This window comes from Glycomyces harbinensis (assembly GCF_900101745.1).
In the GTDB taxonomy this organism is placed as follows: domain Bacteria; phylum Actinomycetota; class Actinomycetes; order Mycobacteriales; family Micromonosporaceae; genus Glycomyces; species Glycomyces harbinensis.
Genome location: NZ_FNAD01000015.1, coordinates 34,828 through 51,400, shown reverse-complemented (window position 1 = coordinate 51,400; position 16,573 = coordinate 34,828). Strand labels below are relative to the sequence as shown.

Genomic DNA, 16,573 nt, shown 5'->3' with positions numbered 1-16,573 from the left:
CATTCGGAATGCTGACCGAGAGGGCAGCCGTACAGAGTTTCAAACTGAATGGTCCGTGTCAAGGTTGGAATTGCTGATTCACCCGTTCGTGGGGCCCACGGATATCATCATTCCGGTCATGAACTCACTGGTGATCGCCTCGGAAAACGATTGCGATAAACGGTGTGACTCGGCCACAATTCGCCATCAGCGAAGCCGTCGCCGGGACAACCTATGTTGAATACCATGGATTTCATCCCAATGGAATTACCGAGCGATGTCAGAAGGTAGACAGTCGCCGACGAGTATATTGCGGATGAATTGGACATTGCTTGCTGCAGGAAACTCGCTAACGCCGAGAACGACCTCGTAACTCCAGTTGGCCTTGAGGTCGGCTTTTCGATGTCGAAGAGGTTCTGGGCGGCGATGACCTGGTTGCGGGAGGTCTCGCGGGCGAGGGTGAAGCTGGCCTGGAGTGGACTGATCGCCTCGCCAAGGACCGCGTCGTCGATGCAGCAGCGCAGGGCCTGGCAGAGGGCCAGCAGCGCCCAAACTTCCTGGGTGAGTCCGGTCGGGTCCCTCGCGCGCAGCACCCAGCGGTCCAGCAGACTCGATTTGAGTTCGCAGCAGGCGGTCTCGATCTCCACCGCTGGTGGTAGAGCGCGATGAGGTCGAGCGCGGGATGGGCGTCTGCATCGAGCAGTGTCGTGGCCAGCCGGTAGACGCTGGTGCGGTCGCCTTCGATGGTGATCTCGGCTTCGATCAGTCGCAGCTTGAGCCTGCCGATCAGCACCAGGTGAGTCCCGTGGCCCAGGCCCTGGATCGTCTTCGGTCGCAAGTGGGAAGGGATGCGGGCGAGGACGTCAGCTCCGGTCTGGCGCAGGGCCCTCAGCCATTCCGCGGAGGGAAACCCGCGGTCGACCAGGACCGGCATGCCCGAGTGCAGCGAGGTGACGGCCCGCTGGGCGAGGTCGCGCACGGTGTGGGCGGTCGGGTCGAAGATCGCGTCGATGGGGCTTCGCCCTCGAGAACAGCCGCATTGAGGTCTACCAGCTCGCCGAGGCTCCACGACCTCGGTCCGGTTGCGTCGCATCGCACCCGAACCGGCCGTTGACCTGGGCTACATCAATCGCATCGGCTCCCGCTTTGCCAAACTCCACCTCTACCGAGCCGAATGGTCCGTCGAACTGCGCCGCACGGCGAAGCACCACGCCGCCCAGATCTGGACCCACGCTGCCCGCCACGAAGCGGAGGTCGACGGATGACCCTCCACTTCATTGACCGGCTCCCCGTCCTTGGCATGGCCGAAGTCGACCAGGCCAGCCTCAGCTTCTCGTGGGTCTGGCACCAGCCGAGCCTGCGTGTCAGGTTCGCCGACATGCACAACACGCTCCGCGGCCGAGTCACCCACCTCGACGGGCCTCGCCTGGATCCGCCAAGACGACCCGATCCGAACCCTCGCCGTCCTCGACCACGCCACCAACCTCTGGAGATTGAAGGACCACATGTTCAAGGAGTGCGACGGCTGAACCTTCGGGGAGCCTCGGATACCGGGCGCCGTTCCACTTCCGAGAGCTGCGGCGCGAGATCTCGAACGACGGGTCCGGCTTGGTTGCAACGAGATTGAGAAGGCGGTCCTTACGCAGCCATCGGTCACGGTGTCGAATCTTTCCGTAACTGAGGGGTTCTTCATTCCTGCTGTTCTTGTTAAAGTTGACCGCGGGTCCGGAAATGGCTTCGCTTCCCCTCGAACGCCCTGCCGGCCTGCGGTGATCCTGAAGGAGCGACCCCCGTGGCGAATCAGGCGGCAGAACATCTCCATACCGACACGCAGGCCGAGATCCCCGAACTCGGCCAGGTGGTTTCGGTCCGCGGCTCGACCTGGGCCGTGACCGACGTCCGAGAGCAGTCCGCCCCCGCGGCGCCCGGGTCTGGCCCTCCGCCGAGGACGACCCAGGTCGTCGGTCTGCAATCCCTCTCCGAGGACCAGCTGGGCTCCGAGCTGCGGGTCGTCTGGGAGATCGAAGTGGGCCACGGACTGCTCCAGGCGCACGGACTGCGCGAGAGCCTCAACCCCGAGACGTTCGATGATCCCAACCGGCTCGCGGCCTTCGTCGACGCCGTCCGCTGGGGCACCGTCACCTCCGCCCGCTCCGACGCCTACCAGTCGCCCTTCCGCTCCGGTGTGAACATCGAGGCCTACCAGCTCGAACCCTTGCGTCGCGCCCTCAACTCATCACGGACAAACCTGCTTCTTTCGGACGACGTCGGTCTGGGAAAAACCGTGGAGGCCGGCCTGGTCGTCCAGGAACTCCTGCTCCGTCAGCGCGCTAAGTCCGTCATCGTCGTGTGCCCGCCCAGCCTGCGGCTGAAGTGGCAGGACGAGATGCGCGACAAGTTCGGTCTCGACTTCACGATCGTCGACAGCGCCCTCATGGCGCGGATCAGGCGCAGCCACGGCCTGGCCGCGAATCCGTTCCGGCTTTTCCCCCGGGTCATCGTGAGCATGCCGTGGCTTCCGACGATCCGGGCCCAGCGGCTCCTCCGCGAGGTCTACGCCGACACCCGCGCCGATGAGGACGGACGCCGATACGCCTTCGACGCCCTGGTCGTCGACGAAGCCCACCACGTAGCCCCCGCCAGTCCCAACAGCGTTGCGGGAGCCCGCGGATACGCGGTCGACAGCCAGCGGACGACCGCCACGCGGGCGCTGGCCGAGCGGTGCGAGCACCGGCTGTTCCTCTCGGCCACCCCGCACAACGGCTACAGCGAGTCGTTCACCGCCCTCTTGGAGATGATCGACGACCGCCGGTTCGCGCGCGGCGCCGACCTCGACGAGAACGCGCTCGCAGAGGTCGCCGTCCGGCGTCTCAAGACCCAGATCAAAGAAAAGGACTTCAAGCCCCGCAGACTGGAGTCGATCCATTTCGACCCGACCGCCGACGAGCAGGAGCACTTCGCGGAGCTGGAGCGGATCCTCACCGCATCCGCCCGACGGAACGGAAAGGGCCGCGCCGGGGACATCATGTCGATGCTCCTCAAGAAGCGGTTCCTGTCGAGCCCATGGTCGTTCGCGCTGACCTTGCAGCAGTTCGCCGACGGGTCTCCGGCGGGCAGGTTCGACGAGAACAGGGACTACTTCCAGGACGTGCTCGGCTCGGGCCAGGCCGACGAGGAGGAAGGCGAAGCCGACCATCCCGAGGCGGAGACCCTGCGCGCGGGCAAAGCCAGCGCCCCGCTGTCGGCTGCCTCCAAGGCCGAGATCGATTCGCTCGTCCAGTGGGGACGGGGATTCCAGCATCGTCCCGACTCGAAGCTCTCGGCCCTGATCGGCTACCTCGACGACGTCTGCCGCCCGGACGGGAAGCGGTGGACCGACGAACGGGCCGTCGTCTTCTCCGAGTACGCCGCGACCGTCGACTGGATCAAGGGGAACCTGGAGCAGGCCGGGTTCGGCGACCGGCTCGCCGTCATCCAGGGGTCGACCCCGCACGAGGACCGCGAGCAGATCCGGGCCCGCTTCTCGGCCCGGCCGGAGAAGGACCGGGTCCGCGTGCTGCTCGCGACCGACTCCGCCGGCGAGGGCATCGACTTGCAGGCGCACTGCCACCGGCTCGTCAACTACGACATCCCGTTCAACCCCTCCCGCCTCGAACAGCGCATCGGCCGGATCGACCGGTACGGGCAGCCGCACACTCCGGAGATCCGCCAGTTCCGGCCCGTGCAGACCTCCACGACCTATGCCGCCGACGCCGACTTCATGGGCCGCATCGCCGAGAAGGTCGGCACCGTCGCCGCCGATCTCGGTTCCGTCAACCAGGTTGCCGACATCGACGCCGAGGTCGAGGGCCACTTCGCTTCCACGCCGAACCGCAAGAGGGCCAGGGTCGCACCGGAAATCGGCAGCGAAGTCATCGGTCGGGCGCTCGCGGGCAGCGCTGAACTGAATCGCGAACTGGCCAGGCTCTCCGACGACCACGAGCGGACCCGGGCGGCCATGCACTGGACGTCGGCGAACGCGCGCCGCGTCATCGACACCGCGTTCGAACTGAGCGGCCAGCCCGCGCTGATCCCGGTGGAGGACCACTCCGGCGGAGAAGCCACCGATGTCGACGGCCTCTTCCGCATCCCGAGACTCGACGCGTCCTGGCAGCCGACGCTCGTCGGGCTCGCCACACGCCTCGACCCCGACAACCCGCGACCGATCACCTTCGACGGCAAGATCGCGGCCGCACGCCCCGACGTTGTCCACCTCCACCTCGGCCATGCCGTCATGCAGCGGGCCACCCGGTTCCTGCGGGCCGAACTCTTCGGTGGCGACTCCCTCCTGCACCGAGTCACCGCTACCGTCGTCGAAGGGCTCGATGAATCCTGCGTTGCGGCCATGGGGCGCCTGGTCCTTGTCGGCCGTGGCGGCCTGCGCCTGCACGAGGAGGTGTTCCTCACCGGTCTGCGCCTCAACGGCAGGCCGTTGGCCCAAGCCCGGACCGAGCAGGCGCTCGACCAGGCGCTGGACCGGGAGCGAATGCGCCTGGCTGAGCCCGCCGTCTTGGCCGCGCTCGCCGAGAACTGGAACGCGGAGGACTCCCGGCTCCGCACCAGACTGCTCGACGCGATGGAGGTCAAGGCCAGGAAGCGCAGAGAGCAGGTCCAGGCCGACTTGGGCAAACGCAAGGGCGCCGACCTCGACCGCTCCGAGGAGATCTTCAAAGCGTTCCGGGCCAACCTCAACGACTCGGTGGGCCGGTTGGGGCGAGCTCTGAAAGAGCAGTCCGAAGCCCTCTTCGGCGTCGACCACCGCGGCGAAGCCGACCTGGACAGGGAGCAGGAGAAGCAGCTGCGGGCAGACCTGCGGGCCATGGAGGACCGGCTGCACGACCTCGACCGGCAGAAAGACCTCGAACGCGCCGCGATCGAAGCCCGGTACACGGATGTCCGGCCGCATCTGACCGGAGCGGCTGTGATCTTCGCGTTGACCCCTGAGTATGCTGAGCGGTCGAAGGCGCGCCGATGAAGCAACGCCGACCCGTCAAACCCGAAGAGCTACACCGCCTCTGGCTCGACCTGGTCGAAGCCGAGGGCCCCTTCCTGTCACTGCCGGTGCTCAAACGCGTCTGGCCGGCCGGCATTCCCGCGCTCGCCGCCGGACCCCGCGCGTCACTTCGGGCGGCCCTCCCCGCCTTCGAGACCACCTGGGACCGGCTCGACCGCGAGAAGGACGAAGCCTCCCTCGACCACTACCGCGAAGCCCGCGACACCTGGATCGAGACAGTCATCCGCGACCTCTTCGGTTGGGGCGCTTCGTATGCCGCCGCAGACTTGGCCGCGCTCGCCGAAATCGAGGTGAAGTCCCCGAACCGGTCCGTGATCGTCACCCCGAGCGGCGGGCTCGTCCGCGGCGGGCAAATCGGGGCGCTCACCCTCGTATGCGACCCCGTCGAATCACTCCGCGACGCATACACAGACGGCTGGAACGCCAGCCCGATCGACCGGATGAGCGAACTCCTGCGCACCTCTGACGTACCGATCGGTGTCGTCACCGACGGGCGCTGGTGGGCTGTCGTCAGCGCCCAGCCGAACCTTCGAACCGCCTCGGGCATCACCGACGCGCACCTGTGGATCGAAGAGCCGCAGGCGATCGCGGCATTCGCGAAGCTCCTGAGCCGCCAGCACCTCATCGGCGGCAAAGCAGCCGACCGGCTCAGCGAACTCTTCATCGAATCGGTCGCCGACGCCGCCGACATCACCGAAGCCCTTGGTGTGCACGTCCGCCAGGCAGTCGAACTGCTGGTGCAGTCGTTCTCCGAGTCGGCGCTGCGCGCCGCCAGCAACGGCGAGCCCGATCCGCTTCCGGCAGAGCGCGGCGATGTCTACCAGGCCGCGGTCACCGTCATGATGCGTGTGGTCTTTCTGCTGTTCGCCGAAGAGCGCGGCCTCCTCCCCCATAACGAGCTCTTCGCTTCCGGATACGGCCTCGCGGATCGGTTCGACCTGCTCGACCAGAGGGCCCGGGACGAAGGCCACGGCGCCCTCGGCGGCACCTACATAACCTGGCATCGGCTTCTGGCGACCTCACGGGCGCTGTACGAAGGCGCGGTCTTCGAGAACTTGCGGCTGCCCGCCTACGGCGGATCCCTCTTCGACCCCAAGCGGACCGAGTTCCTCACCAAAGCCGGCCGCAACGGCCTGGCCGTCACCGTCTCCGACCGGGTCATGCTCGAAGTGCTCCAAGCCGTCCAAAAGCCCGAAGTCAAGGGCGAGGCGATGCGGATATCCTTCCGCGAGATCGACGTGGAGCAGATCGGCTATATCTACGAAGGCCTGCTCGGCTACACGGCCGCCAATGTCGAGGAGGTCACCGTCGGGCTCATCGGCAAGGCCGGTGCTGAGCCTGAGATACCTCTGAGTGTCCTCGAAGCGCTCGGCGCGAAGCACCCAGGTGAAGCCCAGCTCGCCGCCGCGATCATCAAATGGACCAGGAGCAACCAAAAGGCATCCGAGCTGCCCAGCGCGAACGCCTTGTCGAAGGCGCTCAAGACGGGGGCCGAGGACGTCGAGACCGCGATCCGCGCCGTCACGATGAACCCCCAGTTCCAGGAGCGGCTGCGTCCCTTCATCGGCGTCATTCGCCGCGACCTGCGTGGGTGGCCGCTGGTGGTGATGCCCGGCGGTGTAATCGTGGTTGAGACCCCGTCCCGGGCAAACGCGGGCGCGCACTACACGCCGAAAGACCTCGCGGAGGAGGTCGTCAGATATGCGCTGGAGCCGCTGGTGTACCGGCCGGGTCCGCACCAGACCGACGACCAGTCGCAATGGGTGTTGCTCGACAGCGATGAGATCCTAGAACTCAAGATCGTCGACATCGCCTGCGGCTCAGGTGCATTCCTGGTCGCGGCGGCCCGGTACCTTGCGGCCAGGCTCATCGAGGCGTGGCAGAAGGAGGAGCCTACCCCCAGGGTGGGGCACGAGCTGGAGATCCGTGCGATCCGCAAGATCGTCTCCCGATGCCTTTATGGGGCCGACATCAACCCGCTGGCAGTCGAGATGTGCAAGCTGTCGTTGTGGCTGGTCTCTCTTGACCCGGACTTGCCGTTCGCGTTCGTGGACGACAAGATCTTCTGCGGCAACTCCCTGCTCGGCATCGTCGATCCGAAGCAGATCGAGATGATCAACCTCGAACCGGAAAGCGCCGAACTGGACTCGATGTTCGACATCGCGATCAACAACCCGGGCAGGTTCGTTGACCGCGTCAACGTCAAAGACGTCCTGATCAAGGTCACCACCCTGCGTCGAAACCTCGCGACCGAGGTCGACGACTCGGACCCGCAGCGCTCTGCGGCGGCGAAACGACGGCAAGTGGTGCGCCAGCGTGAACTCACTGAGAAGCTGTCCGATATCGCGGACGGCGTGATCGCTGCCGGGTTGCAGCTTGGTGGAAAGCCCGGCAAGAAACTCAAAAACGCTTACGAGAGGCTCCGCATTGCGGTAGGACAGGCATACCCGAAGAAGGGCGAAGCCGACCGCACGCTGCTTGACGAGATTCTTGAAGCCGGACTCACGCCTACGGTCGAAACTGACTACAACAGGTGGAAGCCGCTCCACTGGGTACTGGCGGCTCCGGACGTGATGGTCGACCACGGAGGCTTCGATGCCGTAGTCGGCAACCCTCCGTATATCGGCGGCCAGAAAGTTACGGGTGCGATCGGGACTACAACTCGAGACTGGTATGTCAACATACTTGCTGGAGGCCAGAAAGGTAGTGCCGACCTCGTCGCATACTTCTTCCTGCGCGCTAAGGAGTTGTTGACTGAAACAGGAAACTTCGGACTGATCGCCACCAACACGATCGCACAAGGTGACACCCGAGAGATCGGCCTCGACCGACTCGAAGCCAGCGGCTTCACCATCACACGGTCCATCCAGAGCCGGAGCTGGCCGGTCAAGACCGCGAACCTCGAGTTCGCAGCGGTGTGGGGATCATTCGGTTCGGTTTCCGAGGGTGTGAAGCGGATCGCTGATGGAGACCCGACCGACTGGATCACTCCCATGCTTGATCCCGCGCGGGGGCCTGAGAAGCACCCGAATGGTCTTCGGAGGAACTTGAATGCCGCATTCGTCGGCTGCTATGTACTTGGTATGGGGTTCGTGATCGAGCCTGAGGAGGCCGCTGATTGGATTGAGGCTGATCCTGCGAATAAAGAAGTCCTCTTCCGGTACCTCAATGGCGAAGACCTGAACCAGCGCCCCGACAGCTCGGCCCCGAGATGGGTCATTGATTTCAGTCTCAAGACTGAAAAAGAAGCTGGACGCTACGTTCTGCCGTTCAAGCGGACCAGGGAGTTGGTCAGGCCCGAGCGCTTGGGCAAGCCGAAGGCGGTCCGTGAATCTCCTTGGTGGAAATTCCTGCGGCCACGTCCAGCTCTGCGGAAGGCGATCGCAGGTCTGGATGAAGCTCTAACGATTGCCAACGTCAGCAAGACCGTCATGCCCCTGCGGGTACCTACCGACCAGGTTTTCAGTCACATGCTCGTCGTCTTCGCCAGCAATAGCTACTCCACCCAGGCAGTTCTATCCTCAAGCCTCCACCAGCTCTGGGTCATCAAGTACGCATCTTCGATGCGCAATGACGTTCGATACACGCCCTCCGATGTCTTCCTGAACTTCCCGTTTCCGAACGAAACCAACAAACTTCACCTGGTAGGTCGAACCCTCGACACCGAACGCCGAGAGATTATGCTTCGCCGCAGTTTTGGCCTTACAAAGCTCTACAACCTCTTCAACGATCCAGAAGTCAGTCACTCAGTCGACTCCGACGTTGCCCGCCTCCGTGAGATTCACGTCGAGCTCGACCGAGCTGTCCTCGCTGCCTACGACTGGGCCGACATCAACCCTGATCACGGCTTCCACGAATACCGCCGAATGACTCGATTCACCCTCTCCAGAGAAGCCAGGGTCGAGGTCTTCGACCGGCTCCTCAAGGAGAACCATCGGAGAGTCGCCCTCCAGGGCGAGGCCCCGACTGTCGAGGCCGAGGAGGATGAAGAATGAATCGCGTGTCGGTGGACCCGACTGGTGACGGCCGTTCAACCTACGAGGTCAAGCTCTCCCCTGACGGCAAGTCTTGGACCGCCCGCGAGAATCTCACCGACATCCTCGAGCGCGAACTTCTCGGTCCAGCCGGCGGCATCTTGAACGGTGAGTCGCAGAACCCCAGAGAAGAAATCCTTGACGGAACCCCCGACGCCGCATATCTCATCGGCCGGATCGCCCCGTCCAAGATCGAGGCCGGCAAGGCACCGCCGACCGACGCCGACGAGGACCATCCCGCGATGGACATCGGCGACGAGACTGACGCCGAGATCAGCCGTGGTGTACCCATGTCGAGTGTGAATGATGGCTCCGTCGATTCCGACGAGTACACCGTCGACGACATCCCGCAGCAGCGCGGCCTCATGATTCCCGCATCGATGGGTCTGCGGTTTCAGGTGCCACTTGACCTGGAGCGCTTCGAAGTCCGAGCCTCCTGGGGCGTCTACAACGTCCACAAGGATGCCGGCGAAGACAAAGAGCGGACCCCGCAACCGAAGTCCGGTCGTCGCTACAAGCGCGAGGACTTCGACATCCCGACGGAGATCCGTTTGGCCGACCTGGTCCACGGCGAAACCCAAAAACTTCACCTGCGGGACACCGTCTCCCTCCGCGTCGACCGCTATGACGATCCCGCGCGTGGCCGAGCCGCCATCGAACTCGTCTTGTGCAACGACCGCGAGACGCCGCGGAAGATCCCGGTCAACGCCTGGATGTACCAGACGAAGCTAGAAGTGTCGGCGAACGGCGAATCAGTGTTCCTGCCGGTCCGCGACCTCGTGACCGACGCCGAATGGACACCCGATGCTGACGGCGAGATCCGCAGGCTCGATCTCCAATACCGCAACCGGCTCGAATTCGCGCAAGGCCGAACCTGCTCTGCGGGTTGGGAAACCGAGTGGGACCTCGCCCGCGAAGGCGAGTCCCGGGCCCGCCGGGCAAAGCGGGTTTGGACCACTTGGCTGCCTGTCTGCGAGACCCCGCAGACCGCCGCCCAGGAAGTCCCCGGGGTGCTGCTCGACATGTCGAAGCTCGCCGAGGCCGAACCGACCGAGCTGGCATCGGGGCTCCGCCCGATCGTCGACGGCTACCGTGCCTGGTTGAGCGATCGCGAAGGGCAAGCGGCGGAACTGCCTGCACACCTGCGAGACGAGGCAATGGACGCCGTCGCCGAAGCCCGACTGGTCCACGAGGAGCTCGCGGAAGGCCTTGAATTCCTACTCGCGGACGTGGACGCGCAGCGCTGCTTCCGATTCATGAACCAGGCCATGGCCGCACAGCGCATCCAGTCGCAGGTCGCCGCAATCCGCGCCGAGGATCTGTCGGTCTCGATAGAAGTAGCCCGCGACCAGGTGCTCGCAGGGGAGTTCCCACACCACTGGCGCACCTTTCAGCTGGCGTTCATCATCACCCAGATCCACATGATGACCGACCCGACCTGGGAGAACCGGTCCGGGAACCTCGCGCGGGCGCAACTGCTGTTCTTCCCCACCGGCGGCGGCAAGACCGAGGCCTACCTCGGTTTGGCGGCGTTCACGTTCGCGATCCGACGGCTTCAAGGAGTGGTCGAGAGCAAGGCGGGGCCTCTCAACGGCAATGCCGGTGTCGCGGTCATCATGCGATATACCCTGCGGCTGCTCACCTCACAACAGTTCCAACGCGCCACCGCCCTCATCTGCGCGGCCGAATCCGTCCGGCTCGGCGACACCGAGACCTGGGGTACGGAGCCCTTCCGGATCGGTTTGTGGGTCGGCACCAGCGTGAGCCCCAAGCGGTTCGACGAGGCCAACGACGACATCAAGAAGGCCGTCACCAGCAAGAGCGACGCGCACCGACTGACGGTGCTCCAGATTCAACGCTGCCCGTGGTGCGGCGAGAAGATCGAGCTGAGCAACGTCAAACCCGACCCGATCGAACGCCGGGTCCGCGTCTACTGCGGAGACGAGCTTGCCGAATGCCCCTTCTCCGAAGGCGGTGAAGTTGAAGAAGGCCTCCCAGTCCTCACCGTCGACGAGGAGATCTACCGGCTGGCGCCGGCGTTCGTCATCGCCACCGTCGATAAGTTCGCGCGGCTCGCCCGCGAGGGCGAGGCCGCTTCGCTGTTCGGGTACGTCGCGAAGCACTGCGACCGGCACGGCTACGTCCATGCCGACTACGCCAATTGCGACGTGACCGGCAATGGGAGGCACCCGCAGAAGGGCTCGCATCCCGCCGCGCGAGTGCGCCCGGTCAGTCGACTGCGTCCCCCGGACCTCGTCATCCAGGACGAGCTCCACCTCATCACCGGTTCGCTCGGCACCACCGTCGGTCTGTTCGAGACCGCAGTGGACACCGCAGCCGAGTGGGTGACCGCGGACGGCAAGCTCGTGCGGCCCCTGCTCGTCGCCTCCACCGCGACCGCCCGCAACGCCCCCGACCAGGTGAAGGCGCTGTACGGACGGGGCACGACGATCTTCCCTCCGCAGGTCATCGATGCGGGGGACACGTACTTCTCGAAGGAACTGCCCGTCACCGAGAAGACCCCCGGCCGCCGGTACATCGGGGTGTCGACCACCGGAGTCCGGCTCACCAGCGCCGAGATCCGGGTTTCCGAAGTCCTCATGGCCGCTGGTCAGCTCCTGCTCAACACCGGGCAGGCGAACGAGGCGGACCCGTACATGACCCTGGTCGGTTATTTCAGCGCCACCAGAGAACTGGCCGGCATGGCCCGCTTCCTCGGCGACGACATCCAAACGCTGCTTCAGCAGGGCCGCGAGTGGTCGAAGCTGCCACGTCGCACCGGCACCGCGGGCGGGCACCTGCACGCCGCGGAACTCACCTCCCGAATCGCCAGCTCTGATGTCGGAGCCTCTTTGGACCAAATGGCGTTGCCCTTCGACCCGGCCTTCGACTCAACCACGGCGAAACGGGAACGGGGGAGAGCGTACGGGCAGGGCAAGACGCTCGCTCAGCGCGACAGGCTGCCGCTCGACACGGTCCTGGCCACATCGATGCTGCAAGTCGGCGTGGACATCACCAGGCTAGGGCTCATGCTGGTGGTGGGCCAGCCGAAGAACACCGCCGAGTACATCCAGGCGACCTCACGTGTCGGCCGCGACCCGGGCCGCCCCGGTCTCATAGTGGCACTTGGGAACTGGGCTCGGCCACGCGACCTGGCGCATTTCGAGACCTTCCGGCACTACCACGAGACGTTCTACTCCCAGGTCGAGGCGCTGTCGGTGACACCGTTCTCGCAGACCTCCCTCGACCGGGGGCTCGACGGGGTGCTCGTCAGCGCCGCCCGCGTGCTTCAGGCCGACCGGCCCATCGGGCTCTCCCCTGAACGGAGCGCGGGGCGCATCGAAACTGAGCAGGAGTTCGTGCTGCGGCTCATCGACGTACTGTGCGATCGCGTGGCCCGCGCGAGCGACGTCGACACCGCCACCCGGGCCCGGGACCGGTTGGAGAAACGGCTAGGCGACTGGCTGAGACGCCGCAAGCAGCTCCATCTGGAGCGCAGAGCGCTGGTCTACGACCGCGTGAGCGACGAGTCCCGAATGGGCTCGTTGATGATCAGTCCCGAAAACGCCCGGTCGATGGCGGACCGCAGGGACATCGGACCGTTCACGGTGCCGAACTCGATGCGCGAAGTCCAGCCTGAGATCAACTTGCTCGTCAGCCCCATCAAGGAGAACCTCTTCGACCGGGGCGAGGACGACCCGGATTGGGAGGCGCAGCGACCGCCGAAAGGGGCATCGGCATGACCGACCCGCAGTCGAGATTCGCACAGGTGCCGGAGGACCGCACCCTGGATCCTCTCGGCGACGCCGACGTCGAGCGGAGCGCCGGCCGAAAGCGGAACTACGCGAAAGTGGGGTCAGGGCGTCCTTCGTCCCTGCTGTACACGTACGGGCCCGGAGCGGTCATGGACCTTCCCCACTTCACCGTCATGCCCTCCGGACTCGACGACTGGAACCGCATCTGGGCGAGGAGGGACGGCGACCCGCTGGTCATCGAGGCACCGCAGCTGCGCAAGGCGGTCTCGGTGCTACTGAGATCGCCGAGGATCGAACTCCGGCCTTTCCCGTGGCAGGCCGTGGCGTTCACCGGATCCGAGGAGGGCAAGGACCTCGGCGTGCCCGCCCGCGTCTTCCCGCAGTGGTTGCGCTGCACCGGCTGCGACAACCTCGGATTGATCAGCCAGTTCTCCTATGTGAACGTGAAACGTCACCGGCCGGACCAGGCCCGGTTCTACCACGAGAAATGCTACGGCCGCCACAACCGGCCCCGGAGCAGGCCGAGCGCGCAGACGGCCGTCCCGGCCCGGTACCTGCTCGCATGCAAGGACGGGCACCTCGACGAATTCCCCTACGACTGGTGGATCCACAGGGGGGATTCGTGCCCCTCGGGGATCGAGCATCCGCAGTTGCGGATGACCGACCGCACCGCGGGCAAGGGCGCGGCGGCCACGATCGCCTGCACGCAGTGCGACAAGAGGCGTCCCATGAGCGAGGCCCAGGGCGAGGCCGGCGCCGAGAAGCTCCCGCGCTGCCGAGGACGGCACCCGCACCTCGGAACGTTCGAGCGAGGCGGCTGCGGAGTGCAGCCCAAACTGATGCTCATCGGCGCTTCGAACCTGTGGTTCGGCGCGACCCAGTCCGTTATCGTCATGCCCCAGACCGAGGCCGATCGAGCGGACAGCCTGGCAATGCGGATGTGGAGCGCGCAAGGAGAGGATCTCGCTGAGCTGCGCGGCAACCCGAAGCTGATCCGGATGATCCTCAAGACCCACATCGACCTGGAGGAGGTCGACGACCAGACCTTGCTCGCCGCCGTTGAAGAGGCGCTGGCGCCGGCGGTTCCGGAGGAGGAGCAGGAGAAGCGGCGTGGTGAGTGGGATCCTGTCGATCTACTCGTCCCCGAGTGGGAGTACCTCCTCAAGGCGGATCCGCTCGGCCCCGGGCATGACGACGTGAGAAGCGGCCTCACATTGTCAGAGCGGAGTTGGAACCGCGAATGGCTGGGTGGAAGCCTCGGCCGGGTCCTGGCGGTGGAGAGCTTGCGGAAGGTCAACGCGCTGCTCGGCTTCACCCGCATCGACGACATGGACCGGGTCGCCGACTTGGAGGAGCGGCTCGTGCCGCTCACTCGCGAGCACCCGGATTGGACGGTGGCGACCGAGGACCGCGGCGAGGGGATCTTCCTTCAATTCGACGAAAGCCGGGTCTCGAAGTGGGAGACGAAGGTCGAGGACAGTCAGCTGTGGAAGGCGCACCTCGCGTCCCATGACCAGAACTTCCGCAACAGGTTCTCAGAGACCGCCAAGAAGGTCGAGCCGAGTTCCCGGATGAAGCCGCCCAGGTACTGGCTGTTGCACACGTTCGCCCACATCCTCATCCGAGAGTGCTCGCTCACCTGTGGCTATTCAGCCGCCAGCTTGAGCGAGCGACTCTATGCCTGGCCGAAGTCGGAAGGTCGGGCCGCCTCGGCCGGGCTGGTCGTCCTCACCACCGCCTCGGACTCCGACGGCACCCTCGGGGGCCTCGTGCAGTTGAGCGAGCCGAACCGACTGCGGAAGATCATCGAGCACGGCCTTTACCGGGCCAAGCGCTGCTCGTCGGATCCGCTCTGCGCGTCGCGCACGCCCAAGCCCCCCGAGGACTTCCTGCACGGAGCCGCCTGCCATTGCTGCGTCATGGCCTCGGAGACTTCGTGCGAACGCGCCAACCGGTTCCTCGACCGCCGGTTCCTTATCCCCTTGCCCGGGCATGAGCAACTCGCCTTCTTCAATTGAGGTTGCGATGGTGTCTCAAGATCAGTCGGCGCAGTCGCCAGGCTCCGAGCTCTACGAGGGCATTAACCGCAACCACCATCAAGGTGATTTCGGCGAGATCGCCGTCGAAGCGCTCTGCATAGCGGCGGGTCTCAATCTCGCGAAGTTCAAGCGTGATGACGGCACCGACTACATGATCAGGAGAAGTGGGGCCAAGCGTCGTACGGCCCCGTACCTTGACGTGCAGGTGAAAAGCTGTAGCGTGCTGAGGGAAGTCGGCGATTTCTGGCGTTACGATCTCGACGCCCGGGCCTTCGAAGATCTCAGCATGGTCGACTATCAAGGGCCGCCCGCCTATCTCTTCCTTGTCAGAGTTCCGAAGTCGCAGAGTAGATACACGGTTGCCGCCGAAACCGGGCTGCATCTTCGGGCGGCGACCTATTGGCTTTCACTGGAGGGCGAGAACGACGGTGTGCGCCGCAGCACCACCAGAACGGTGTCGGTGCCCCGCGCCAACCTGCTCACGGCCGATGCCCTGGCCAAGCTTTTCGATAGGGCCGCGAAGGGTCTCGCCCCGACTGTGTCAGAGCAGCCGAGAGGGGGAATCTGATGGACGAACAGTATCAGCGGGTTGACCCCGAGGTCCTCGTCTCCTATCTGAAGGCCCAGCGCTGGAACGCTGTCGCGACCTGGCGTGGAACAACCGTGTGGGAGCGGGGGTCGGAGTCCGACCAGGTGCTCCTGCCGCAAGAACCGCACAGCCCATCCGGCCGGAAGTTGCTGAGCCGAGCGGTCGGCGACATCGCCGTGATCGAGGACCGCCCCGTCTCGACGCTGCTCGCCGAGCTGGCTCAACCGCGCGCGGACACGCAGCGCTTCCGGCTGCTGCCCGCGACCCCTTCGGGCACCATCCCGCTCAGTCACGGCCGCAAGGCGATTGAGGCGATCTATCAGGTCTTGCGAGACGGCGCCAGGACCGCGTTCGAGGGACCGAGCCTGTTTCACCGCGAAAGACCCAATGAGGCGGTAGGGACACTCCTTGACAGGGTCCAGCTCTGCCTCACCGAACCGGGCAGTTATGTATTCGCCACCAAGATCTGCGAACCCCCTTCGACCAGTGAGGATTCGCCTGCGAACCTGCTCGCCGAACTTGCGCCCGAGCCGGAAGGGCCTTCCGATCATCAAGTCGCGGTCGACCTTCAAGCGGCCGTCGTCAAGGCACATGGCGTGGCGACGACCCTGGCAGAAAACGGCAGGATCCCCAACCCTGCTGAACAGGGCGTCTCAGGCAATCTCTGCAAGGCGCTGTCGGATCTCGGAGGCGAGGACCGAAACCGTCCGTTCGACATAGCTTTCACCTGGGGCTTCGGCCATGCTCGGCAGCCTGTGAGCGTGCCGCTGCATTTCACCGACCGGATGGCCGCCGAACTGCTCACTTTCGGGACGCGTCTGGAACGGCTCTCCCGCACGGGTCCTGCGGTAGTCCGGGGTCGGGTGATCAGCCTGCATATCGAGGAGTTGACCAAGCGCCGCCGCATCCAGATCAAGGGTGTCGCGTCCAGGGAAGACGATCAGGAGGAACTGACGCTCTGGGTGTTCATCGCCGAAGAGGACTTCGAGCTCGCCGTCGCGGCTCATCGCGACAATCGGAACGTGCGGGTCGAAGGCGAGATCGTCCACGAGAACGGCGGCTATCGGATGCACCTCGGGCGGAATCGCTTCATCGCGTCGGCGTAGTGGCCCTGTCGCAACAGC

The 16,573-nt window shown here is 65.3% G+C and carries 7 protein-coding genes and 1 pseudogene; 6 read left to right on the top strand and 2 right to left on the bottom strand.

Translation table 11 applies throughout. The annotated features are described in order from the left end of the window. Positions 1 to 116 precede the first annotated feature (116 nt). Positions 117 to 626: a hypothetical protein gene (locus tag BLQ63_RS29380; protein WP_245681032.1), complete on the bottom strand. Its 510-nt coding sequence runs from the start codon at positions 624 to 626 to the stop codon at positions 117 to 119. A 53-nt stretch (positions 627 to 679) separates the two neighbouring features. Further along, positions 680 to 913, bottom strand: a pseudogene (locus BLQ63_RS29990) (IS4 family transposase); the annotation flags it as partial. Positions 914 to 1,771: 858 nt separating this feature from the next. On the opposite strand from BLQ63_RS29990, the gene drmD reads away from it, so the two are divergent. Genes drmD through BLQ63_RS20835 form a run of 6 tightly spaced genes read left to right on the top strand, consistent with a single transcriptional unit; the run spans position 1,772 to position 16,555 of the window. Continuing rightward, positions 1,772 to 4,993, top strand: coding sequence for a DISARM system SNF2-like helicase DrmD (drmD, locus tag BLQ63_RS20860; protein WP_091039463.1), 3,222 nt, complete (start codon positions 1,772 to 1,774; stop codon positions 4,991 to 4,993). After that, the gene (locus tag BLQ63_RS20855) at positions 4,990 to 9,027 is read left to right on the top strand and encodes an Eco57I restriction-modification methylase domain-containing protein (RefSeq protein ID WP_091039462.1); all 4,038 of its coding nucleotides are present in this window, start codon (positions 4,990 to 4,992) and stop codon (positions 9,025 to 9,027) included. The genes drmD and BLQ63_RS20855 overlap by 4 nt, the downstream gene beginning before the upstream one ends. After that, the gene (gene drmA / locus BLQ63_RS20850; protein WP_091039461.1) at positions 9,024 to 12,809 is read left to right on the top strand and encodes a DISARM system helicase DrmA; all 3,786 of its coding nucleotides are present in this window, start codon (positions 9,024 to 9,026) and stop codon (positions 12,807 to 12,809) included. The genes BLQ63_RS20855 and drmA overlap by 4 nt, the downstream gene beginning before the upstream one ends. Then, on the top strand, positions 12,806 to 14,839 hold the full coding sequence (gene drmB, locus BLQ63_RS20845; RefSeq protein ID WP_091039562.1) for a DUF1998 domain-containing protein: 2,034 nt from the start codon (positions 12,806 to 12,808) through the stop codon (positions 14,837 to 14,839). Before drmA ends, drmB begins: the two co-directional genes overlap by 4 nt. Then, on the top strand, positions 14,814 to 15,428 hold the full coding sequence (locus tag BLQ63_RS20840; protein WP_091039460.1) for a DUF4365 domain-containing protein: 615 nt from the start codon (positions 14,814 to 14,816) through the stop codon (positions 15,426 to 15,428). Before drmB ends, BLQ63_RS20840 begins: the two co-directional genes overlap by 26 nt. Next, a complete protein-coding gene (locus tag BLQ63_RS20835) occupies positions 15,428 to 16,555 on the top strand; it encodes a hypothetical protein (RefSeq protein WP_091039459.1) in 1,128 nt (375 codons plus the stop codon). Before BLQ63_RS20840 ends, BLQ63_RS20835 begins: the two co-directional genes overlap by 1 nt. Positions 16,556 to 16,573: the final 18 nt, after the last annotated feature.